Source organism: Arthrobacter sp. SLBN-100, assembly GCF_006715305.1.
In the GTDB taxonomy this organism is placed as follows: domain Bacteria; phylum Actinomycetota; class Actinomycetes; order Actinomycetales; family Micrococcaceae; genus Arthrobacter.
Window position 1 is genome coordinate 1865606 of the sequence record NZ_VFMY01000001.1, and the last position, 21870, is coordinate 1887475.

At 61.5% G+C, this 21870-nt stretch carries 18 protein-coding genes and 2 pseudogenes; 7 read left to right on the forward strand and 13 right to left on the reverse strand.

All coding sequences use genetic code 11. The features are described from left to right. Nucleotide 1: 1 nt before the first annotated feature. Together FBY31_RS08740 and FBY31_RS08745 are read right to left on the reverse strand one after the other, a co-directional pair. Nucleotides 2-1114 carry an alpha-ketoacid dehydrogenase subunit beta gene (locus tag FBY31_RS08740; protein WP_142039414.1) on the reverse strand — a complete coding sequence of 371 codons (1113 nt, stop codon included), beginning with the start codon at nt 1112-1114 and terminating at the stop codon, nt 2-4. Beyond that, a complete protein-coding gene (locus FBY31_RS08745) occupies nt 1111-2352 on the reverse strand; it encodes a thiamine pyrophosphate-dependent dehydrogenase E1 component subunit alpha (protein WP_142039417.1) in 1242 nt (413 codons plus the stop codon). The genes FBY31_RS08740 and FBY31_RS08745 overlap by 4 nt, the downstream gene beginning before the upstream one ends. Before the next feature lie 291 nt (nt 2353-2643). On the opposite strand from FBY31_RS08745, the gene FBY31_RS08750 reads away from it, so the two are divergent. From FBY31_RS08750 to FBY31_RS08760, 3 genes are all read left to right on the forward strand, one after another. After that, entirely contained in the window at nt 2644-3228 is a 585-nt protein-coding gene (locus tag FBY31_RS08750; protein ID WP_142039420.1) for a metalloregulator ArsR/SmtB family transcription factor, read from the forward strand. Between the two features lie 409 nt (nt 3229-3637). Further along, on the forward strand, nt 3638-3874 hold the full coding sequence (locus FBY31_RS08755) for a hypothetical protein (protein ID WP_327436923.1): 237 nt from the start codon (nt 3638-3640) through the stop codon (nt 3872-3874). Between the two features lie 171 nt (nt 3875-4045). Further along, a complete protein-coding gene (locus FBY31_RS08760; protein WP_142039423.1) occupies nt 4046-4510 on the forward strand; it encodes an Lrp/AsnC family transcriptional regulator in 465 nt (154 codons plus the stop codon). Between the two features lie 87 nt (nt 4511-4597). Here FBY31_RS08760 and FBY31_RS08765 read toward each other — a convergent pair whose 3' ends face one another. Continuing rightward, nucleotides 4598-5722, reverse strand: a complete 1125-nt coding sequence (locus FBY31_RS08765) for an acyltransferase family protein (protein WP_142039426.1) — start codon at nt 5720-5722, stop codon at nt 4598-4600. A gap of 280 nt (nt 5723-6002) precedes the next feature. Here FBY31_RS08765 and FBY31_RS08770 point away from each other — a divergent pair. Further along, nucleotides 6003-6293: pseudogene (locus FBY31_RS08770) on the forward strand (Lrp/AsnC family transcriptional regulator); the annotation flags it as partial. Nucleotides 6294-6663: 370 nt separating this feature from the next. Here FBY31_RS08770 and FBY31_RS08775 read toward each other — a convergent pair. From FBY31_RS08775 to FBY31_RS08795, 5 genes are all read right to left on the reverse strand, one after another. Continuing rightward, nucleotides 6664-7500: an amino acid ABC transporter ATP-binding protein gene (locus FBY31_RS08775; RefSeq protein WP_142039428.1), complete on the reverse strand. Its 837-nt coding sequence runs from the start codon at nt 7498-7500 to the stop codon at nt 6664-6666. Then, nucleotides 7493-8146 (reverse strand): amino acid ABC transporter permease, encoded by a 654-nt coding sequence (locus FBY31_RS08780; RefSeq protein ID WP_142039431.1) that lies wholly within the window; start codon nt 8144-8146, stop codon nt 7493-7495. Before FBY31_RS08780 ends, FBY31_RS08775 begins: the two co-directional genes overlap by 8 nt. A gap of 79 nt (nt 8147-8225) precedes the next feature. Beyond that, the gene (locus tag FBY31_RS08785; RefSeq protein ID WP_142039433.1) at nt 8226-9041 is read right to left on the reverse strand and encodes an ABC transporter substrate-binding protein; all 816 of its coding nucleotides are present in this window, start codon (nt 9039-9041) and stop codon (nt 8226-8228) included. Between the two features lie 28 nt (nt 9042-9069). Further along, on the reverse strand, nt 9070-10389 hold the full coding sequence (gene hisD / locus FBY31_RS08790) for a histidinol dehydrogenase (protein ID WP_142039436.1): 1320 nt from the start codon (nt 10387-10389) through the stop codon (nt 9070-9072). A 394-nt stretch (nt 10390-10783) separates the two neighbouring features. Then, nucleotides 10784-12373, reverse strand: a complete 1590-nt coding sequence (locus FBY31_RS08795; RefSeq protein WP_160142451.1) for a sensor histidine kinase — start codon at nt 12371-12373, stop codon at nt 10784-10786. Nucleotides 12374-12612: 239 nt separating this feature from the next. Here FBY31_RS08795 and FBY31_RS08800 point away from each other — a divergent pair, with 239 nt between their 5' ends. Beyond that, on the forward strand, nt 12613-13368 hold the full coding sequence (locus FBY31_RS08800; RefSeq protein ID WP_142039441.1) for a response regulator transcription factor: 756 nt from the start codon (nt 12613-12615) through the stop codon (nt 13366-13368). Between the two features lie 267 nt (nt 13369-13635). Here FBY31_RS08800 and FBY31_RS23310 read toward each other — a convergent pair whose 3' ends face one another. Next, nucleotides 13636-13797, reverse strand: coding sequence for a hypothetical protein (locus FBY31_RS23310; protein WP_235012984.1), 162 nt, complete (start codon nt 13795-13797; stop codon nt 13636-13638). 208 nt (nt 13798-14005) lie between these two features. Between FBY31_RS23310 and FBY31_RS23315 the strand changes: the two are divergent. Continuing rightward, a pseudogene (locus FBY31_RS23315) lies at nt 14006-14385 on the forward strand (Lrp/AsnC family transcriptional regulator). Nucleotides 14386-14615: 230 nt separating this feature from the next. On the opposite strand, the gene FBY31_RS08810 reads toward FBY31_RS23315, so the two are convergent. The 4 genes from FBY31_RS08810 to FBY31_RS08820 all read right to left on the reverse strand — a co-directional run bounded on the left by FBY31_RS08810 (nt 14616) and on the right by FBY31_RS08820 (nt 18476). Next, a complete protein-coding gene (locus tag FBY31_RS08810) occupies nt 14616-14822 on the reverse strand; it encodes a hypothetical protein (RefSeq protein ID WP_142039444.1) in 207 nt (68 codons plus the stop codon). A 145-nt stretch (nt 14823-14967) separates the two neighbouring features. Next, nucleotides 14968-16191, reverse strand: a complete 1224-nt coding sequence (locus tag FBY31_RS08815) for a MinD/ParA family ATP-binding protein (RefSeq protein ID WP_142039447.1) — start codon at nt 16189-16191, stop codon at nt 14968-14970. Nucleotides 16192-16522: 331 nt separating this feature from the next. Continuing rightward, on the reverse strand, nt 16523-16669 hold the full coding sequence (locus FBY31_RS22810) for a hypothetical protein (RefSeq protein ID WP_160142452.1): 147 nt from the start codon (nt 16667-16669) through the stop codon (nt 16523-16525). 727 nt (nt 16670-17396) lie between these two features. After that, complete coding sequence (locus tag FBY31_RS08820) at nt 17397-18476, reverse strand: radical SAM protein (RefSeq protein WP_142039450.1); 1080 nt, start codon at nt 18474-18476, stop codon at nt 17397-17399. 1804 nt (nt 18477-20280) lie between these two features. Here FBY31_RS08820 and FBY31_RS08825 point away from each other — a divergent pair. Then, on the forward strand, nt 20281-21834 hold the full coding sequence (locus FBY31_RS08825; protein ID WP_142039453.1) for an O-antigen ligase family protein: 1554 nt from the start codon (nt 20281-20283) through the stop codon (nt 21832-21834). The last annotated feature ends 36 nt before the right edge of the window (nt 21835-21870 follow it).

Sequence of the window (21870 nt, forward strand, 5' to 3'; positions counted from 1 at the left end):
GTCAGTTCTCCCACTGAAGGTCGTCGACGGCGTCGAGGATGCGGTCCACGCCGGGCAGGTAGTACTTCTCAAGCTTGGGGGCCGGGTAGGGGATGTCGAACCCGGTGACGCGGCGGATGGGGGCGGCCAGGTAGTGGAAGCAGCGCTCCTGCACCCGGGCCACGATCTCCGACGACACGGACGCGAAGCCATGCGCCTCGGCGATCACCACGGCCCGGCCGGTCTTGCGAACGGACTCACAAACGGTCGCATCGTCGAACGGCACGATGGTGCGCACGTCGATGACTTCCAGCGAGCGCCCTTCCAGCGCCGCCGCCTCGGCCGCGGCAAGCGCGGTGGGGACGGACGGACCATAGGCGATCAGCGTCGCGTCAGTGCCGGGACGCGCGACGGCGGCACGGCCTTCGGTGGTTCGTCCCGCCGTCGTGCCTTCCGTGTGAAGGCGCCGCAACTCACCCAAGTCAACCAGGTCCTTGGACCAGTAGAGCTTCTTCGGCTCCATAAACACCACGGGGTCGTCCGAGTCGATCGCCTCACGGAGCATCCGGTACCCGTCCGCCACGGTGGCGGGGGTGAACACCTTCAGGCCGGCGGTGTGGGCGTAGTAGGACTCGGAGGAGTCGCAGTGGTGCTCCACTCCCCCGATGCCGCCGCCGTAGGGAACCCGGATCACCATGGGCAGCTTCACGGCGCCCTTGGTGCGGTTGTGCATCTTGGCCACGTGGCTGATGATCTGCTCAAACGCCGGGTAGGCGAACGCGTCGAACTGCATCTCGACCACCGGGCGCATCCCGTTGATGGCCATCCCCACGGCCATGCCCACGATGCCGGACTCGGCCAGCGGGGTGTCGAAGCAGCGCTGCTCCCCGAACGTCTTGGTGAGCCCGTCGGTAATGCGGAACACCCCGCCCAGCGTCCCCACGTCCTCGCCGAACACCAGGACGGACGAATCGGCGTGCATCGCGTCGGCCAGTGCAGTATTGAGCGCCTTGGCCATGGTGACGGGCTGGGGCCCCGCGGCCTCGGCAGACGCAGCGGCGGTGGCGGCTGCCCGGGCGGTGGCGGCGCTGACGTTGCCGTTGGCCTCGGATGATGTGGTGATGGTGGGGCTCATTTGCCGGCCTCCTGTGCATCGGGGTTCTGGGATGATGCGGCTGCTGCGTCGCGGGCGAGTTCGTCGGCGAGCATGGCGGACTGTTCCTTCAACTGGGGCGTGGGCGTGGCGAAAACGTGGCGGAAGAGCTCCTGCGGGTCCACCGGCACGTCCTCGCTGAGGCCCTCCCGCAACTGCCGGGCCACGTCCTCCGCCTTCGAAAGAATCCGCGCCTCTGCGGCTTCATCCAGCACGCCGCGGCCGGTCAGGTAGGTCCGCATCCGGTTGATCGGGTCCTTGGCCCGCCACTCGGCAACCTCAGCGCTCTCCCGGTAGCGGGTGTCGTCGTCGGCATTGGTGTGGGCCTGCATGCGGTAGGTGTTGGCCTCGACGAGCAGCGGGCCGGAGCCTTCCCTGGCCAGTTTCACGGCCCGGTCCAGGACTGCGAGGAGCGCCACGACGTCGTTGCCGTCCACGCGTTCGCCGGCCATGCCGTAGCCCACGGCCTTGTGCGCGAGCGACGGCGCCACGGACTGGTGCGCCAGCGGCACCGAGATGGCGTACTTGTTGTTTTGCACGAAGAAGATCACCGGCAGGTGGAAGACCGCGGCGAAGTTCAGGGCCTCGTGGAAGTCGCCTTCGCTGGTGGCGCCGTCACCGCACATGGCCAGCACCACGGTGTCCTCGCCGCGGAGCTTGGCAGCATGGGCAACGCCGACGCCGTGCAGCAGCTGCGTGGTCAGCGGAGTGCACTGGATGCCCACTTTGTGCTTAAGGGGGTCGAACCCGCTGTGCCAGTCGCCGCGGAAGATGGTCATCACCTGCACCGGATCCACGCCGCGGGTCATCACGGCGACGGCGTCACGGTAGGTGGGGAACATCCAGTCGCCGCCGGACAGGCACAGCGCGGCCGCCACCTGGCAGGCTTCCTGGCCGTGGCTGGACGGGTACACCGCCATGCGGCCCTGCCGGACGAGCGCCGAGTTCTGGTCGTTGACGCGGCGGCCGACGACGAGCTGCTCGTAAGCGGCCATCAGTTCGTCATCGCCGGGCAAAGGGTACTCGTGGCCCGGTTCGGTGCCCTGCTCGCGCTCGGAGATGAGCCGGCCGTCCGGGTCCACCATCTGGATCTGGTGCCGGGCCGGGAGCATGTAATCCTCGGCGGTGATGCCGAACTTTTTGGCAGCTTCGGAGAAGGCATCCTCTGGGGATGCCTTGCTGACCTGGTCCCGTGCCGCGTGGTCTGCGGAGATCGTCATTGTTCCGTCCTTCTGTTGCCACTATTCATCCCCAGTATCTGCCCGGGACAGGTTTCGTATCCAGCACCTTGATGAATGGTGGAGAAGTTGTCAGATTCTGGCTGGACCGAAAGACGAATTGCAGCTGTGAGCCACGTTACTAAAGGGGGCTGTGGACAATATGCCAGCGATGGAGGGTTGACTGGAGGTCATAACCTATTTTCCAAGCCGCATTTCCGGGACGGCGGACCGGAAGGCGGAGGATAATGGCGTTCAAAGGCCAAAGGGAACGGGGGACGTAAGGAGGCAGCCATGGATAGCCATCGCCCCCTGGCGGGCGAGCCGGTTGATGCTGTCCGCGTCGGACCGTCGGTGTCTGCTGCAGCGGACCTGTTCAAAGCCGCGGCCCATCCGGTCCGGGCGCACATCCTGGAGCTGCTCTCCCAGGGCGAGTCCTCCATTCCGGAGCTGTGCGAGGGTACGGGGGTGAAGGCTACGCACCTGTCCCGGCACCTGAACCAGATGCGCGGGCAGCACCTGATCCAGTGCCGGTGGACCGGCGGACGGCTTATGTATCGGCTGGCCTACCCGCAAGTCACCGAACTGCTGGCCGCTGCCCGGTCCGTACTTCAAGCCCGGGCCGCGGACGCTGTCAGTTCCCTGGGCATGGCGCCGGAGGAACAGCCATTCAGTGCCGTCGGGGATGGGCAATTCTCCGCACTCGAGGCATCACTGGAATCCCGTTCGGTCATCGCGGATGCGTACCGGGCGATAGCTGCAAAAGATGGCTGCAGCCAGGAGGCGGCGGCCGCCCAGCTCCTCAGCACAGCCCGCAACCGGAAAATCACCCTCCTGGAAGCCGCCCGCGACGAACTCCGCAACGGACAGGAAGGGTAGCGCCGCCCGACCCCGGCGGGGCTCCCGGCGCCTACCTTCGGACCGAGGAATCCGTGGCGCCCGGCCTCCCCGGCGGGTAAAAGTTCGTTTGTTTCGGAAGATGCCTTGACCTCTCCCTATGGCACGGATCACACTCTATGGTGACGGATTGACCAAAACGTCTTTTCGTCAAAGATTGGAAGTTTCTTCTCGCTGGTCTCAGGGGGAAGGCTCCGCACCCTGTGCATGGGGTTTCCCATAATTGGGGGGGCTACGGTGCGGCGATGGACGCGGAGGGGACAGCGTGGTCCCCTCCGCCCCTGAAACTCTTGACTAGATCAGCATTCCCTTCGGGAGACGGGGCCGGGATTGCCAGGCGCTATCCGTCTGCAGGGCCGAGGCGGCATTTCAAATCCAGGAATGACAAACGGTGGGAGTATCTGCAATGGGCATTGAGAAGCTGTGGGACCATCTCGAGCCAGACACGCAGCAGTGGCTGATCGATAATCCCGGGTGCAAGATCCTTCCCCGGGCGGTGGTGGCAGCGATCATGAAATCCACTGGAGCCGAGTTCGAACAGGACCGGCACGGCGAAACTGTCCTCTCCGCCGGCGACTGCGACTTCATCCGCAGCGCAGCGGACCTGTACGAAGCCCGGCAGTCCTGAGCCCCCATAGCCGCAATTCCTGATCGTTGCCATTATCCCTTCCCACAGTCCGCGCACCGAAGGTTTTGTATCCAGTACCTCGGTGCGCGTGGAGAAGCTGCCCGATTCTGCCTACACTGAGAGACGAATCGTAAGCGTGACCCAGATTACTGACAGGGGCCGTAGGCAGGAATGGCAAGCAGGGACGGCGGGACGGAACCCGTCCCGTTGGACGACATAGACCGCAGCATCATCTCCGAGCTGACCCGGGACGGCCGGATGTCCGTCACGCAGGTGGCGGAGAATGTCCACATTTCCCGGGCGCACGCGTACACCCGGATCGGCAGGCTTACGTCTGAGGGTGTGCTGTCCAAGTTCACGGCGTTGGTGGACCCGATCAAGGCCGGGCTCCGCTCCTCCGCCTACGTGACCCTGAAACTGAAGCAGGATTCCTGGCGCGAACTCCGCGACCAGCTAGGCGCCATCCCGGAGGTCCACCACGTGGCGCTGGTGGGCGGCGACTTCGACGTGATCCTGCTGGTCCGCGCCGTGGACAACATCGACCTGCGCCGGGTCATCTTCGACCAGCTGCAGTCCATGCCCGGAGTCCTCGATACGCAGACGTTCCTGGTGTTCGAGGACCTGGATACGCGGTAGGTTCTGGCGCCCAGCCCGCGACCTGACCCCGCTCCCGCTACTGCAAGGCCCGGTGGCGTCGTGGGGTTAGATGTCCGCCCGTCAAACTCATCCAGTACGAACCGGTGATGAACTTGCCTCCTTCGCGTCTTCTCCGGCCGGCGGCAGCGCCGGCTTGCGCGAGAACAGGTCGCGGATGAGCCGTTCGCTGGGCTTCTCCACGAACCTATAGGCAACCGCTGCAATTCCTGCGGCCGCGATGAGGGTGGGCAGGACGATCCACCAGGGCAGGGTTTGTGCGCCCTCTCCTATCAGAAGGCCGACGAAGCCCAGGACAAGGTAGTGGACCATGTAGAAGGAGAACGAGCGGTCTCCGAGCTTGACCAGTCGCGGGTTCGTCAGGAGGCGGCTGGCGCCGGCGAGCTCGCGCCGGGCCGAGGTCCAAATCAGGACGAGGATAGCGGGCAGCAGGAGGGCACTGCCGACCCACGACAGCGCCATGTGGAAGAAATCGGCAACGAATACCAGTGCGACGCCCGCGGTGATGGTCGCTGCGGCCGCGAGCTGACACGCGCGTGAAGGAATATATCCGGCTTTCAGGAGCAGGGCCAGGGCAATACCGATGATGAACTCAGGCAACCGGTACGGGGGGAAGTAATAGGTGAGGAAATGAGCCACAGATGCGCTGACGTTCACGCCGATCGTGAGCTGCAAAACCAGTCCCATTACCGGCTGAAGGACTGCAAGGAACACTATGGAGCCGACAAGTTGCCGGGTGCTGAAGCGCCGCATCACACTCACGATGGCTGGCAGCAGCAGGTAGAAAAACGCCTCAGCGGAGAGAGACCACGCGACAGGGTTGAAAGACAACGCCGCTGGTAGCCACCACGCTTGGGTAAAGGTAAGGCTTTGAAGGAAAAATACGGGGCTCGAATTCGGTGCCACGGGCACAAACGCGGCGACTGCCAGGGTCACTGCGCTGAGAGGAAACAGCTTCGCGAAGCGGTCTCGCAGGAACACGACCGAACCCTTGCCCGCTGTGTAAGCCCACGTCAGTACGAAGCCGGAAAGCATAAAGAAGAAGCTCACACCCACGAAGCCCAGGTCTACGACTGGAAGCTGGTACCGGCCGAAGCCATGCATGAGTGCCACGGCGGCAGCAGCAAAGAACCGCAGGCTTGTCAGCGAGTGAAGCCGCCTCATGGGCTCTTGAGGCTGCAGGCTTTCAGTCATGCCGGGTTACCTCTTCCTCGAAAACATCTCCTTCCCCATCCCACACTGTCCACGGGGAGCTCGCTGCAAACTTTGGCTAATCTTGCGCGAATCCTTGCCCGATGGGAGGGACTCGGCGTTGAGTGGGCCGGGAATGACGCGATGACAGCGCCGTCATAGCCGAGGCTGATTCCGTCGGCCGCATCCCGACAATCCTTTGAACCCGTCCGATGCTGTCCAGGCCCGGTCGTTACGACCGCCTTCTGCAGCGGGCATCCCAGTCAAGGCTTCTTCCAGACGTGTGCTGTCGAAGTTCACGGCGCTAGTGGACCCGATCAAGGCCGGGCTCCGCTCGTCCGCGTACGTGACGCTGAAGCTGAAGCAGGATTCCTGGTGCGAACTCCGGGACCAGCTCGGGGCCATTCCTGAGGTACACCACGTGGCCCTGGTGGGCGGCGACTTCGACGTGATCCTGCTGGTCCGCGCCGTGGACAACATCGACCTGCGCCGGGTCATCTTCGACCAGCTGCAGTCCATGCCGGGCGTGCTGGATACCCAGACGTTCCTGGTGTTCGAGGACGTGGACACCCGCGGAACCCGGCCGCAGTTCGTTCTGCGGGCCCTGCCTGTTGCGACGGCTTGGTCTAATTAGTGGTGTGCCCTGGCCCGGATGAATCCTGCCGCCAGGAGGCCCGCGGCACCAAGAGATCCCAGCATGCCGCCAAGAGCTACAACGTATTCGGTGACAGTCATTTTCTGCTCCCTCCGTACTTCCCTGTACTGCCTGGTAGCCCTCAAGCTACGCCCGAAGGCTCAGGATCCCGTGCAGAACCGCCCGCAGATTGGGTCAAGGTTTGTGCAGCACGAGGTTCGTGGCCGGGGTTCCGTTAGCCGCTCATGGGGTCTCACCGGCGAACGCAGGAAGACACCCTGGAGAATCCTGGGCATCGGCCGTTCAGGCTCTACTGGGGAAGGATGCCCGAACGGCTCAGCAAGGCCCGGGTTTTCGGATGCTGCGGCGTGGTGAAGATCCGGCTTGGAGGCCCCTCCTCCACGATCACCCCTTGGTCCATGACCACAATGCGGTCCGCGATGTCCCGGGCAAACTGCATTTCGTGGGTGACGATCACCATGGTGGTGCCCTGCAGGGCGATTTTCTTGATGACGGTGAGGACCTCACCCACCAGCTCGGGATCCAATGCCGATGTCGGCTCGTCGAAGAGCATCACGCTGGGCTCCATGGCGAGAGCACGGGCGATGGCAACGCGTTGCTTCTGGCCGCCGGAGAGCTTGCTGGGATAGTTCTCCATTTTGTCTGCCAGGCCCACCATTTCCAGGTTGGGTACGGCGATGTTCCGGGCCTCGGCCGAAGAAAGCTTTTTGACATCGCGCAGCGGAGCCATGACGTTGCCCAGCGCCGTCTTGTTGAGGAACAGATTGAAGTGCTGGAAAACGAAGCCGATGTCCGTGCGCTTTTGGGCAGTGACGGATGCTTTTTCAGCAACCAGCTCACCGTCGCGTTCCTCGTAGCCGATCAGGTGCCCGTTGACATAGATCCGGCCGGCATCGATGGTTTCGAGCTTGTTGATGCAGCGCAATAGCGTGCTCTTGCCCGAACCGCTGGAACCAAGAATGGCGATAGTCTCTCCGCGATGGACCACAAGATCCACGCCCTTGAGCACTTCAACCCTCTTTTCCACGTGCGGCCGGCCGGCCAGCCGGCTCCAGAGGGTCCTTTTGGTCTCCGAGATAAAGGTCTTGTGGACATCGCGAACATCGATAATGGTCTCGTCAGCCATTGGCCCGTGCCTTTCCTTCAAGCACCACCACGACGCGCGAGAGTGGGAGGCTGATAATCAGATAGAGAACCGCCGCGGCGGTGTAGATGGCCGTGGTCTGGAAAGTCTGGCTGTTCAGAATGTTGGCGGTCTTCAGGATCTCGGTTACGGCGATCACCGATGTCAGGGCGGTGTCCTTGATCATGGCAATGAAGTAGTTGCCGATCGGTCCCATGGAGACGACAAAAGACTGCGGGATCACCACTTTCCACAGGGTCTTCGAGGGCGTGTAGCCAAGGGAAAGTGCGGCTTCGGTCTGGCCGTGTTCCACCGACAGGATTGCCGAGCGGAAAACCTCGGAGAGGTAGGCAGCATAGTTCAGCCCCAAGCCCAGGATGCCGGCGGGAACGGGCTCGATTTCCACGCCGATGCTGGGAAGGACGAAGAATATGTAGACCAGTTGCACCAGCAGAGGCGTACCGCGGATGACCTCCAGGTAGAAGGTTGCAACCCCGCGGAGGATCTTGATCGAGGAAATGCGTGCCAGGGCAATCAGCAGGCCCAGTACCAGTGCCAGCAGCATGGCGCCCAGCGCCAGTTGCACCACGACGGGTACGGCCACCAGTAGTGCCGGAAAAACGGCGAGGGTGTTGTTGATGAAGTCCATTAAGGAATCCCTAAATTAGGGTCCGGCCGGCGGACCGCGCTCCCATTAAGCGGTGTCCGCCACCCTGCCCGGAACCGTGCTACTTGGACATGTTGGCTTCGCCAAGGCCGTACTTCTTGAGGATCTCAAGGTACTTTGGCGATTTCTTGAGCTCTGCCAGCCCGGAATTCAGGTCCTGCAGCAGTTGCGTATCGTCCTTGCGCACTCCCGCGCCAATAATGCCCGGGTAGTACGGCTCATAAGGGGATACAAGCTTCAGCTTGGGGTTGGGCTTTTGCACCAGGCTGTAGCCAATCACCGCACTGTCCGTGAACACGGCGTCCACCTGCTTGTTTTCCACCGCAGCGAGCAGGGCGGCCTGCGAATCAAAGAGCTTGACCTGGCTGCCGCCCAGGCTGTCCACCAACTCCTTGAACACAGTGCCGGTCTGGGCGCCAAGCACCTTGCCCTTCACGTCGTCGCGCGAGGCCAGGGTGGAGTCGGCCGGGACCACCATTGCCTCGCCCTCGGTGTACCAGGGGTCAGTGAAATTGATCTCCTTCTTCCGTTCGTCCGTGATGTACATGGCATCCACGATGGCGTCGGCCTTCTTCGCGTTCAGCGCGGCGATCAGTGTGGCGAACTCGGAGGTGAAAACTTTGATCTTCCAGCCCTTGGAATCGGCGATGGCCCTGATCATCTCCCCGTCTATGCCTTTGAGCTCACCGGACCCCTGCTCGGTAAAGGAGAAAGGAGCATCGTTGGACGTTGCGATGGTGATGGTCTTTTGTTCACCACCGCCCGTGCTGCCGCCGCCCCCTCCGCCTCCCGAGCCACACCCCGTCAAGGCCAGGGCAACAGCAACGCCCATGGGCACCAGTGCGGCGAAGCGCCTGCGGAGCATCTTTGTATTCATGATGGAGTGCCTTTGTTAGTGATCGGTTCTATCGGTTGTAGCGTTCGAGTCGAAGTGTGGCGGTCGCCTTATGGGCTTCCATTCCTTCGAAGTCGGATATCGTCGCCACGTAGTTGGCAAGGCGCGGGGTCGCGTCCTTTTCGATCCGCTGGTAAGTGAGCGGTTTGAGGAACCTGGAGACGGAGAGGCCTGCTGATGATCGGGCACCCCCTCCGGTGGGCAGCACATGGTTGGTGCCGGAGGTGCCCTTGTCGGAGTAGGCCACGGTGGACCACGGCCCCAGGAAGATGGAGCCGTAGTTCTGCAGGTTGGCGTGATAGTAGGAATCGTCCGAGGTCTGGATTTCCAGGTGCTCCGGGGCCAGCAGGTCCATGATCTGCACTGCCGTTTCCCGGTTCTCTGCGAGGTAGACGGTCCCGTAGTCCCGCCATGCGGGCCCTGCAATGTCCCGAGTGGCCAGCGTGCGCAGCTGCTTGTCGATGTGCCTGATGACTTCTTCACCCAGCTCCCGGGATGTGGTCACGAGGGAGGCCGGTGACTGCGGGCCGTGTTCGGCCTGGCCCAGGAGATCGGCGGCAACGAGTTCCGGGTCCGCGGTTTCGTCGGCGATGACGGCAACCTCGGACGGGCCCGCCAGGAGGTCGATGCCGACGCGCCCGAACAATTGGCGTTTGGCCTCGGTGACATAGGCGTTGCCGGCGCCGACCAGGATGTCCGCCGGTTGCTCTCCGAGCAGGCCGAAGGCCATGGCGGCCATCGCCTGCACGCCACCGAGGACGAAGGCCCGGTCAACTCCGGCGAGGTACGCTGCGTACAGAACGGCCGGGTGTCCGTGGTCCGGCCCTGCGGGCGGAGTGCAGGAGATGACGCTGCGGACGCCGGCCACCTTCGCGATCCCCACCGTCATGAAGGCACTGGCAAGGATGGGGAACCGGCCGGCGGGCAGATAGGCCCCGACGCGTGGGACGGGAATGTACCTGTGCCCGGTGAAGACGCCGGGGAGGAGCTCGGCCTCGAAATCGGTGAGGCGCGCGCGTTGCTCGACGGCGAAAAGTCGCGTCCTCTCGGCACCGGCCATCAGGGCCTCCCGTAGTTCCGGCGAGAGCAGGTCGCCGGTCTTGGCCAGTTCATCCCGGCCGATCTCCAGGCTTTTGCCCTGCCACCGATCGAGCTGCTTCGAGTACCCGACGACGGCGTCAATTCCGGTCTTCTCTATCTCACCAAGCATTTCCGAGACCCTTTGAATAACCTCCGGCAGCCGTTGGGTGGGGACACCCGGGACAGCGGCGCTCTTGAGGGTGACGACCTTCCCCCGGATGTGCCCTCGGTCACGTTCAGTCAGTTGCATGCGCTAAACGTACGTCTAGTCGGACTATCGCACAACGGGACCTGAACACGGACTCCAGGTGCATGCCCTGCAGTCCGTGACGTTCTTTGACAACGGAGTGGAGGCGTTGAAATGCGTGTCATCGCTGGAAGGGGCGTCTGCACCTTTGGGGTCCTGCGGTATGGGGCACACTACGATCTTGCCTACCTCGTCCAGCGCTTCCACCGCGCTATCCAAAGGTGAAAGTGCGGCTGGTAGGGCTGAACTCCGTCGCCGTCGCGGAATCTGTGGCATCGGTGAGATTGAAGCTGACCTTATCGTTCTCCCCGTAGTGGAAACGGGGCTCCAGGTCCGGCCCCTCTTCCGGGATGACCTAACAATTGACAAGTCATCTCAAGCAGGGGTTGATGATGTTCTACCCTCTAGGCTCCCCGAGGCCTGAGCTCTTCGGGAGAGTTACGGTAAAGGTACTGCCCATGTTCAGCCTGCTGCTCGCCGTGATGGAACCTCCATGGTTTTCCACGATCCGCTTTACGATGCCCAGGCCCAGCCCTACACCGGGTATTGCCGACTCGCGTACGGCATCAGACCTGAAGTACCTCGTAAAAATCTTCGGAAGGTCTTCTTCGCTGATTCCGATTCCAGTATCGGTAACCGAGAGGGAAATGGTTCCGCCCGTGTCCCACGAACGGACCGTCACGGTCCCCCCGGACGGGGAGTACTTGATCGCATTGGACAGGAGGTTGTCCAAAACCTGGGCGACGCGGACCGGGTCTGCGGTCAGCCAGAGGGGTCGGTCTGCATCGTTGACGATTTCCACACCGCGGCTTCCAGCCTTGGGCGCCGCGGACGCGACGGAGACGCGGATCAGGTCCAGGAGGTCCATTTTCTGGGGATGGACCCCCATGGAGTCGGACGAGGCCGCGAGGAGGTCAGAGACCAAGGTGAGGAGTTTCTCGCCATTGCTTTGGGCAGTTCGCAGAAACGCTTCATGCTGGCCAGGCTGCTCTTCGGGAGAGTCCAGGACCAGATCTAGGTATCCGAGGATTGACATCAGCGGACTCCGGAATTCGTGCGAGATGTTGGCAACGAAGTCGTCCTTTATAGCCAAGGCGTTGACAAGTTCCGTGACGTCGCTGAAAGCCAGGACGGACCCAGCAAAATTCCCCTCCTTGTCCGTCATTGCCCGCGCTGTGGACGACAGCACCCGGTTATCCGTGGGGCTGCCCAAGCGGACGATGTAATCGGAAAAGGACTGGCCCCGGGTCGCACGGGCAACCGGGCCGTGTTCAACGGGAATAGGGGTAGTCCCGTCGCTCGCCAGAAGATTCAGGTCCTGCTCCTTGCCCGACGGCTGGGACAGTGAGCGGTTGCGCCGGTGTTGCTGGTTGACCAGGATGTCCTTGCCGGCCGCATCCACGGCTTGGACTCCAACGCCCACAACGTCCAGCATGGTGTCCAACAGGCGCTGGCGCTCAAGGCTCTCCTCATAGGAACGCCGAAGTTCTGCCTCCTGGAGTTTCAGCCTGGTGTCCTGGCTGACCAGGCTGCTCACCAGGATGTGGACCGCCAAGGCGATCACGGCCATGATCAGTGGAAGCAGGAAGGGGCGAGCTATATCGGATGGAGTGGCTGATGCGCCGCCAAGGAGCGGCACCCCAACGGTCAAGAGAGTTGCCGCAAAGGACAGGGCCACGCCCGTCCTGCCTTCCCGGGCCGCCAGCCAAATAACGGGGAAGGCCAGCAGCAGGCCCAGACTGGTGAAGGAGGAGGCTGTAGCCTCCCGCGCCAGGCCGACAACCACAAAGTCCAGCAGCGGAACCAGAAGGAAGGTCTTGGCTGGCAGCAGGTTCCAGGGAAGCAGCCCGCATAGGGCAGTGAGGCTGAGGGCCAAAATGAACGAGAGCTGCAGGCCGGCGTCCTGAAGTGTTGCCGGACGGACAAGAGCCAGCATTACAGCGACTATCAGCAGGGAACCCGTCAGCGGAAGTTGACTGATCAGCATGCTCCGCCGCTGGGTCACATCCCTGAAGAATCTGTCTTTGACCTGGTGGGCCAGGTCGTCCCCAACGCTTTGCTGTATTGCCGTATGGAATGCCGTGGCCGTAGTCTGCATTATTTCCCCCCGCTTTGAATGATAGACGCGGTTCCGGAGCCGTACGCAAGGAATCGCACTTTAACCGAATTATTGCCCCCTACAATGGGGAAAAGTTCTTGTACTGGGGAAAGAACGGGGAAATATACATGGAACGGTCTCGCGTTGCTGTGATTATCGAGGACGAGGAAGACGTCCGGGAGCTCATCTCGGTGGTATTTCGGCAAGCTGGGTTTGTGACCCATGGTGCACCAAGCGGCGAAAAGGGCGTGGACCTGGTCCGCCAGCACGATCCCATGGTAGTGACACTCGACGTTGAGATGGCCGACATGGACGGGTTTGAAGCGGCCCGGCGCATCCGCTTGTTCAGTGACAGTTACGTCATTATGCTGACGGGCCGGGACGATGAGGCGGACGCGATGATGGGGCTGGATAACGGAGCCGACGATTACATCGTCAAGCCTTTCCGCCCGCGGGAATTGCGGTCCCGGATTAACGCGCTGCTCCGGCGGCCCCGCTGGCAGGACGGCCCGGCGTCAACTCTCAACCACCACCACGCTGGAGGCAGCGGGCGCCGTTCCACCGATCGGCTTGAGCACAACGGCCTGGTGCTGAATGTCCGTACCCGGAAGGTCGAGGCGGACGGAATCGAACTTGACCTCAGCGGGCGTGAATTCGACCTCCTTCACACGCTCATGGAAAGCACCTGGGTCCACCGCAGCAAGGCGGACTTGGCGCAGAAACTGCGTGCTGCGCATTACGAGACCGGTGAGCCTGTGACGCGGAGGGAAGAATGGGCAGTCGATTCCCTCGTAGCCAGCCTGCGCGAGAAGCTGGGGGACACCGAGCGCCCGTATCGCTGGCTCCGGGCGGACCCCGGGGGTTACTCGCTGGCGGTTTCGTAAACCCAAGAGCGGAGCGGCCCGGCATTCCCGATCCCGACGAGGGCGGCACGGCGGCCAAGCCGTCGGGTGGGGGTTAAAAGTGCTCCACGACGGCAGGGGTTTCAGGTACGACGGCGGGCGGGTGTACTCGGCGTGAGCGCCCGCGAGATTTGAGCGGCAACGGAAAACTCACTGCTACGGACGCTTCATTAGGCAATTGGCGTGGCAATATGTGTGTGGGCGGGGTGGGTATCTTTGTCGGCGTGGCGGTAGTGTCCGCGCAGGACCTCAGTTCATGGGCGAGCCGCCGTGCCAGCCGCCGTTCCAGTCGCCGCACAAGATGGTCATCACCTGCACACGCTCAACGCCGCGGGCATCACGGCGGCGCCTTGGCAAGAGGTGGGGAACATTCCAGGCATGGTCGGAGAGGCATAGGGCGGACGACGACAAGCTGTTCCTACACTGCCATGAGTTCATCGTCGCCGAGCAGGAGGTATTCGTTGCACCGTCTGGATCTGGCGCGGCGCGGCGAAATGTGTCGTCCTCCACTGATCCCGCTGTGGGCGACGAATTTGTGAGTGTGACCCAGATTACCGACGGGAGCCGGGGAGATACTGGCGGGCAAGGACGCTGCCACGAAACAGGTGTGCTAGACGAGATCGATCACAGGACCATTGCCGAGCTGACCCGGGACGGTCGGACGTCCGTCACTCGCGTAGCGGAGAACGTCCATATTTCCGGGGCGCGCGTACACCGAATCAGCAGGCTCACCAGCGAGGCGGTGCTGTCCAGGTTCATGGCGCTCGTGGACCCGGTCAAGGCCCGGCTCCGCTCGTCCGTTTACGCGACGCCGAGGTTAAAGCAGGATTCCTGCGGGCAACTCCGTGACCAGCTCGGCGCCGACTTCGTGGTGATCCTGCTGGGCGCGCCGTGGACAAGATCGACCTGCGGCCCGTCATCTTCGACCAGCTGCAGTCCATGCCCGGGGCGCTGGATACCCAGACGTTCCTGGTGTTCGAGGACCTGGACACGCGTTAATTCTTAGTGGCGGGCTTTTACCGTCATGAGTCCTGCGGCTAGAGGCCCATCCCCCGCGAGTGATGCCAGCATGCCGCCCAGTGCTACTGCGTATTCGGCGATAGTCATTTCCGCTGCCCCACCCCAGTCCTGCCTGATTGACCCCAGCTACGCCCGGAAGTTCCGCATTGCCTGACGGCTCGGCAGTAGCTTTGGTAAAGATACGTACACGTCCAAGCACAGTAGCGTTCCTACGTTATGAGGTAGCTGTCGGGCTCCTGCTGCCGGCCATTAGCATTCTTGACGAACGGAAGCCTGCTGGCGAGCGCCTTGAGCCCGATAATAGGCAGCAGGATCAGTGCGCCAGTCACGGACAGGGCGGTGAGGCCCGCCATCTCCAGGTTTTCCCGCTTCGGGGTACGGCCACGCAGCGGCCCACCATCCATAAGGTTCATCATGGTCTGAGGGTAGGTTCCGACGGCGGCACGGCGCCCCAGTATTGAGTACCTGTTTTTCCGGTGGGAGACACTCGTGGGCAGACTGGCAAGCCCCGTACTCCAGTTCCGTGAACGCGAGCGCAAGAGCTACCCGCAAAGGCAGTTCCTAGCGGTACCCGTCGACGATTGCGGCGGCAATCTCTTTGTATGCCCGTCGGGTCTCAGGCTTCAGCACGTCAAGGGTGACCAGGTCGCCATCCGCAACGCCGCGGTCGTGCGGAACGGCGATCAGCTCGCGGCAGATGCCGGAGAGGTGTTCCTCAATGGCGTCCTTGTCCACCCGGGAGGACACCTCGTCCTTGTCCGTGATCACCACGATGGCGTTCCGAGCCAGGTCCTCGTAACCGTGGCTGGCCAGCCAGTGCAGCGTGCTCCGGGCACGCTTCGCACCACTGACGGCGTAGCCGGCGGCGATGACGAGGTTGTCAGCGGACTGCAGGATCCCGCTCATGGCGTTGTGCGTGACGCCGGTACCGCAGTCGGTCAGCGCCACCGAGTAGTAGCTGGAAATGAGCTTGCGGATCCGCAGGTATTCGGCGGCGGTCAGGGAGTCCGAGACCTCCGGGTCCTGCTCCCCCGCGATCAGGTGGAGGCGGCCGGCGTGATGCATGTAGCGGGCCAGTCCGGTGAGGGAGTCGATGGAGTCGATGTTGCGGAGCAGGTCGGTGATGGTGCGGGGGCTGGCCTGCTGGTAGATCCCCTCCCCCAAGGCGCGCTCCACCAGGTCGCCGGAGTCCGGGTTGGCGTCGATCGCGCAGGGTGCGTCACCCCGGTACTCCGCGAGGGTCAGGCCGACCCCCACGGTGGTGGAGGTCTTGCCGATGCCGCCCTTGAGGCTCAGGACCGCGGTGTTGTAACTGCCCTGCAGTTGCCGGGAGATGCGGCGCCCCAGTTCTTCCTCCTGGCGCTGCTTCGAACCGGGACCCATGTTCCAGGCCCCGCCGGTCATCTTGTAGATCGCTCCGCGGAAACCGCCCACAGGGCGCGGCTTCTGCTCTTTCACGAACAGCCCGGGAGAGCTGATGAAGTCCGGCATGGGGCTCTCAGCAATGGCGTCGGCAACGGTGGGCCGGCTGCGGCGGAAGGCGGGAGTTTCGGGGGGATCGTCCGACGGCGGCGGTGCGGCTTCAGCCTCAGCGCCGGCTGGCACGGAGGTAATGGTGTCCTGGGCGGCAGACTGCGCAGAGACAGGCGCCCGGGTGGGGGCCGGAACGTGGGTGGCCGGCTTTGCCTCGTCGGCTGCGGCGGCCGCCTCGGCCCAGGAAGTCCTTCTCGTCACGGGCTGGCCGGCGTCGGGCTGGCTGGAAGTGCTGGGTGTTACGGCTGGCATGGTTCCTGTCCGGGCATCCGTCAGTTCGCCGTCGGCGCGACGAAGGTCACGGCGTCGGCGCCGCTGCGGCTGCCCTGCATCCTCTGCATGGGCGCGTGCGTTCTGATCCGCCGGATCGGGCATGTCTGTCCCCCCAGGACGTTCGGCAAAATGTTCTGCAGCACTGGTTCAAACAGTAAGTCTAGGGGCTTGGGCAGAGAATGCCCGGGTCAGACGCGGGCAAGGGCGGCGGCAACCACAGTTGTCGTGAGAATCAGGAGAATGGCCAGAATGGCGTACCCCTGCCACTTGGGACGGCCTTTATGGGGATTGATGTCGACGTACGGCATGGCTAGCGGCGGTTACCTCGGGGTGCGGTGCGGACGGGAATCCGGATGGCGCGGCGCTTGAGCCGCAGCATCTGGTACAGGACGAAGAACGGAACCAGCAGCGTGCCCAGGAGCGCGCAGAGCGCCAGGGCGAAGTCGGATATAGCCACGAGAGCCTCCATTGGTCACAGTGATCCCCATCGACCATGACCTAACCATGTGAGATGCGGATTGACAAGTTAAGTCAACGACTGCCCAGCAACCGCTTTCCTACCTAGACGGTCGCAGGAGGCGCTTCTACCGCGAGAATCCAAGGAAGTAAGGGTACTTTGCACTTTCCTTGCATACGTAGCTTCCAGGATCAAGTCACGCCGTAAATGACACTTCCTCCTTCCCACCGAACTAGCCCCCGCCACCCTTTCCCTTGGTAATTGGCCAGCCACTGGCGCAGTGACTGCTGGTCCCCAACACTGCTTCGGCCGCAGCTTCCATTCGCTTATGCACGTGGCCTCGAGCCGTCCCGGCCGGATGATGAACACGTGCCCGCGGCGGCAAGGCACACGATGAGGATGATGCCGGCGATGGAGAAGACCAAGACGAGCCCGCTCGTTCAGCGCAGAGGCCGATGTGGTGTTCGCTTCGATCACGATCCGTGCGGCAGCCGCTTCGGAGGCCGCCGCGGAGGAACTGACTGATGGTGAAGCCGTCGGGGACGTGCTTTCTGCGGCCCCTGTGGTCTCCTCGGCGCCGCAATGTCCCTGTTCGTCCTGTGGTTGGCACGTCGCGACCAGGACGAACGCCGGACCTTCATTCCTACCGCATTCGAATCCAGGCCCTGGTGATGGCAGGAAATTGGTCCTACAGCCTCTACCTGATCCACAGTCCCATCCTGGGTGTCTAGCGGACGAGTGACGCGCGGCGTTTCTGCACCATAACCTGGAAGATTCTCCAGTAGTCCAGCGGGCCTCGCTGATAGATGAAAGTGCAGTTGCGCTGGCAGGAGAATGTGCGGGATCGTAGCTGCCGAGCAGCCTCGCTGCGAACGATCGTGTCGATGCTGTCGGTGAGGACATTCCCCACCTTCTCTGAATACCTTTCGCACAACTTGACGGAGCCGTCGTGCTGGATGAAAAGATTCTCGATGGCCGTCGGGCAGTGGCTGCGCTTGGTTTCCCTGCCGTCGAAATAGGTGGGCCAACGGCGTATGTGCGCCGGCGTGTTCGTGATGTTCTTGGCTAGACCTGAATTGATCGCATCGGTCAGCTCCATGATCTGGTCATCGAGCACGTCGCGATCGACCTTCATGATCCGCGCAGCAACCTTATTGTCGGCGAGCACGGGCTGGTAATGGACGCTCATCCCGACGTCGTCAGCGAACCGCGCGATGTCGTTCAACTCTTCAACGTTAAAGTTGGTCACCGTCGTCTTCAATCCCAAATGGGGAGTCAGGGCACGGGTGCTGGCGGCCGCGGAGAGTGCGCGAATATTAGCTTGCACCCGTTCGGTCTCGTCGACTCCGCGCATTCGCTTGTACGTCGTGGGTCGAAGCGAGTCAAACGAAACATGCAGCGCCAGAGGTTCCACGTCGAGTATCTCCTCGATTTTCTTTTGGTCGAGAAGGATGCCGTTCGTCACCAACGAGAACATGACATTTCGGTCGTGGCAGTAACGAAGCAGGTCCGTGAGACCTTCGACGAGAAGGGGCTCACCTCCCACGAAGGAGATCTTTATGTCGGGGTTATGGACCACGAGCTTATCCACGACAGTCCGCCACTGTTCGACGGTAAGAGTTCCTTCGAGGGTATGTCTGGCCCAGGAGCTACACATACCGCAGCTCGAATTGCAGTACATATCGAGAACGATCACGGCATTTCCGTACCGTTTCGGAGTGACCCTGAAGAAGCGGTAGATCTGAAGCTGCCCCCAGTTGCGAAACAGGGTTCGGGCCAGCCGGAAGTGCGAAGCAAGCATGCTCATCCCCCAAGTCTCTTGCGACGTTGCCTCTCACTGTACCCGAGATTCTGTTTCAAAATAGCAATAGGGGCGTCTTCGCCTGATAGACACGCACCCCATCTTAGCCATCCATCTCTTTGGGGATGGCGTAATACCGAAGCATAAGCTCCTCCGGGGATACATGAGATGAGTTAAGTTCCCGAACTAGGGTCTACGACAATTTCTGTCCTACAAGCTAGATCAGGTTATGTTTGCAAATAAAAGGGCAGCAAGCTGTACCGCAGGGCGTTTAGGCTAAACTTAAACAAGCCCAAAACTCAACAGCAGACGCTCTAGTATCGTGGATACGTTCGGGAATGTCATCGTGCATTTTGACCGCTTGGGTCAAATCGCAAGTTCAAACAATCATCTTGCCTTTGAAGGCCAATCGGGCAGATCATCATCGCCCTGCTGGACCAACAGCAGGTCTCTCCAAGGAGTCGGCCATCAGCTTTGGATTAATCGGGGGACGCGAAGTTATACCGCTCAGCAGCGGCAACTCTCGCGGTGAGTCCCGGAACCAGACTGTGGAGTGCCAGGGGTGACCTTAGTTACGCGCGTCTTCAACCAGTTGTCTATTGCTACGTTCACGACAACCTGGAAGGCGTTTGTCGATGTTGACGCCTCAAACGCGTCTGTAACTTTTAGCCTCGCTCTCTGGAAGGTAACTTAACCACTTCCGTCCTCCTTCGTAACCTCACGGCCGGTCACGTGGTGAAGCTGAATCTCCGTAACTCAGGGGTCGACATTCCGGGCTACGGACAGCCAATGATCAGGAAAATGTCGCAGGGCGCCGCCAGTTTGAGGTGACGTTTCAGCGCTTTTACCGGGCCGAATATCACGCTCACGCCTCTCCGCATAAACGTCACTGCGGCATAGGAGTTGAGATGGAAGGCATTCTCTATATTCTTAGTCAGATTGGGATGGCATTGGCGCGAGCAACTGCAGAGAAATCGCGACTCAATGCCGAACTTGCTCGGCTAAACGCTGATAAAAGCGGGACTACATTCAATGAGAGCAACACGTTCTCCGGGACTTAGACAGCCCAATCCCGAACGACACCCGCAAGTTGCGCCAGGTTGCGGCATAAAGGCACGGTAGCGGGCGAGGTCATTCTCTGCAATGTTTTCCCAGAGGAGCATTTTGCTAGTCCTGGGCTAAGACTAGACTGCGCTCAGGGGAATCGGTGCGGGCGGCTGGGCGTGCGGAACTGGATGCAAAGGTCAGGCGAGCTTACGAGGACTCGACCGGGATCTACGGGGCGCCGCGGGTCCAAGCGGTACTGGGCCGGAACGGTAGCGGCGTTGACCGGAAGAAAGACTGTCTGACATCCAGACAGCGTGCAAGGCCCCGCTGTCCCACTTTCTGACCACCAGATCCGGATCGAATGCAATGCACCCGGGCCTCACCGATCGGCACTATCGACCGCAATCGCCGCGGCGAGATCCCTTCCAGGCCCTGCCGGCGCATCGAGGCGGCCACCCAGCTCCGGGGCCACCGGCGCAAACCGGTGTGGTGACAATGCGCGCCGCCTCCCGCCGATACTCCGGGAGTGAATTTACGTCGTGTCGTGCTCACAAGAACACCTTCCCGCAGAATCCAAGGATCCCGCTACTTCAGGTGTCCACCAAAAGAGGTTAACCCTACTCTCTTCTGACGACCTGGCCGTTCGGGCCGAATGTTAGGAACACGACATAACTCTATCGCCTTGATATGTGCGGGTTAGGGTTAAGTCATGCAGCGGTCTAACGCGTCGACAGTCAAGCGGCCACCTCAAGGACACTCGTCAGTGGGGGACATCGTTCCTTTCGTCATGGTCGTCTTGGCCATTATTGGCATTGTGGTTGCCGCAGAGATAGGTACTCTGGCTCTTCTCAGCGTGACCGGTATCGCCATTGTTACCCTCCTTGTCCTACTTGCGCCCAGTTTCGGCGCCGAGAGACCGGACATTGCACTCTTCTTGATAGTGCCGACGATGATCTCCGCTTCACAAAACGTTTATCTTTCTTTCGTTGCAGAACACATTGAAGGCGCCGAACTCCAGCTCGTTGTAATCGTTAACTTCATCTATTCGGCGGCTCTCTACTTGGTCCTCCTACTGAGGGACGATCCGAAGATGGACCCTGCGCGGACGCAGCTTTACCGCAAAGTGACTGTCTACCTTGCCGTCCTCATCAGCTATGGACTCGTTACGGTGGTGCTTTTCCGGACTGAACCCATAGCAGCCCTTGCATCCGCCCGCAATATCGCCGCACCGCTACTGTTTTTTCTTGTGGGCATCCACGCCAGCCGCATAGTTTGCCTCAAAAACTACCTCCGCTACCTTGTATGGCTTGGCATTCTTGCAATATCTTTTGGTTTTCTGGAATCGAATACGCCTGATTTCTGGCAAACTATTGGCCTGCAGACATTATGGGAGAACAAGGGTATACCTATCAGCCCTGGCACTGGATTGCCGGGTAACTTTTATGCCTCGGAGCAGATAGATGGGCAGTTCATTCGTCGTATGGTCGGACCATTCGCTGACCCTGTAAACTTCGGCACCTTTCTATTTTCTGTCTTTATGGCAGCATGGTTCCTGAAAAAGCGCGCGGCTGTGCTGGTGGTCATCGTTGCATCCGTCCTGACGGTAAGCAAGGGTGCGTTCCTCGGAATGCTCGTCCTCGCAGCGTTCTGGACCCGCTACTTCGCCTCGCGGACGGTCCACGTTTTAGCGATCATGTCTGTGGCCGTAACCGGCATGCTCTTCTACGGATTCACACTGACGTCGTCCACTGGCTCGACCACCGCTCACATTAATGGCTTCTTTGCGGCTTTCATTGAGCTTCCGGCGCACCCGCTAGGGCGCGGAATGGGCGGAACCGGAGTTCTCGCTGGTCTCTTCTCAGAGGGCTCAGAATCCACATCTGCCATCACAGAGAGTGGCATCGGGATGATCTTGGGCCAGCTCGGCGTGATCGGGTTCGCGGTCTACGTGGCATTCTTCGTTGTGCTCTCGAAATACGCCCACCGCATTCAAGACACGCGGCAGAAACTCCTCGCCTGCGGACTTCTCTACGGCTTCATTCTTAACGCGGCCTTTAATGAAGTGGCGCTTAGCCCAAACTCCTCCGCGACTTATTTCATCATTCTGGGGCTCGTTATAGGTGCCGACCTTGTGGGACGAGAGGCCGTCATCACGAAAACCGGGGGGACTGTCAGCCCAACGAACCCCTGGATGTCGGGCAGGGCTGCACGCAGTCCCGCTTTCAGGGCAACTCGTCAAAATCGTGTCCTCGAAGAAACCCGAAGTCGGGCGACCGGCCCATCCGAAGACGCTGATTTTCCCCCTAAAGACCTCTAATGTTGTGACCTATTGCCGTAACGGAGTCTCACGCCC

What these genes read in the sequence shown, in the direction of transcription:
- FBY31_RS08810 (WP_142039444.1), bottom strand. Translation starts at nt 14,822, where the DNA reads ATGATGAACCTTATGGATGGTGGGCCGCTGCGTGGCCGTACCCCGAAG.
- FBY31_RS08775 (WP_142039428.1), bottom strand. Translation starts at nt 7,500, where the DNA reads ATGGCTGACGAGACCATTATCGATGTTCGCGATGTCCACAAGACCTTT.
- FBY31_RS08815 (WP_142039447.1), bottom strand. Translation starts at nt 16,191, where the DNA reads ATGCCAGCCGTAACACCCAGCACTTCCAGCCAGCCCGACGCCGGCCAG.
- FBY31_RS08800 (WP_142039441.1), top strand. Translation starts at nt 12,613, where the DNA reads ATGGAACGGTCTCGCGTTGCTGTGATTATCGAGGACGAGGAAGACGTC.
- FBY31_RS08780 (WP_142039431.1), bottom strand. Translation starts at nt 8,146, where the DNA reads ATGGACTTCATCAACAACACCCTCGCCGTTTTTCCGGCACTACTGGTG.
- FBY31_RS08795 (WP_160142451.1), bottom strand. Translation starts at nt 12,373, where the DNA reads ATGCTGATCAGTCAACTTCCGCTGACGGGTTCCCTGCTGATAGTCGCT.
- FBY31_RS08750 (WP_142039420.1), top strand. Translation starts at nt 2,644, where the DNA reads ATGGATAGCCATCGCCCCCTGGCGGGCGAGCCGGTTGATGCTGTCCGC.
- FBY31_RS08740 (WP_142039414.1), bottom strand. Translation starts at nt 1,114, where the DNA reads ATGAGCCCCACCATCACCACATCATCCGAGGCCAACGGCAACGTCAGC.
- FBY31_RS08760 (WP_142039423.1), top strand. Translation starts at nt 4,046, where the DNA reads ATGGCAAGCAGGGACGGCGGGACGGAACCCGTCCCGTTGGACGACATA.
- FBY31_RS08745 (WP_142039417.1), bottom strand. Translation starts at nt 2,352, where the DNA reads ATGACGATCTCCGCAGACCACGCGGCACGGGACCAGGTCAGCAAGGCA.
- FBY31_RS08785 (WP_142039433.1), bottom strand. Translation starts at nt 9,041, where the DNA reads ATGAATACAAAGATGCTCCGCAGGCGCTTCGCCGCACTGGTGCCCATG.
- FBY31_RS08820 (WP_142039450.1), bottom strand. Translation starts at nt 18,476, where the DNA reads ATGAGCATGCTTGCTTCGCACTTCCGGCTGGCCCGAACCCTGTTTCGC.
- FBY31_RS08765 (WP_142039426.1), bottom strand. Translation starts at nt 5,722, where the DNA reads ATGACTGAAAGCCTGCAGCCTCAAGAGCCCATGAGGCGGCTTCACTCG.
- hisD (WP_142039436.1), bottom strand. Translation starts at nt 10,389, where the DNA reads ATGCAACTGACTGAACGTGACCGAGGGCACATCCGGGGGAAGGTCGTC.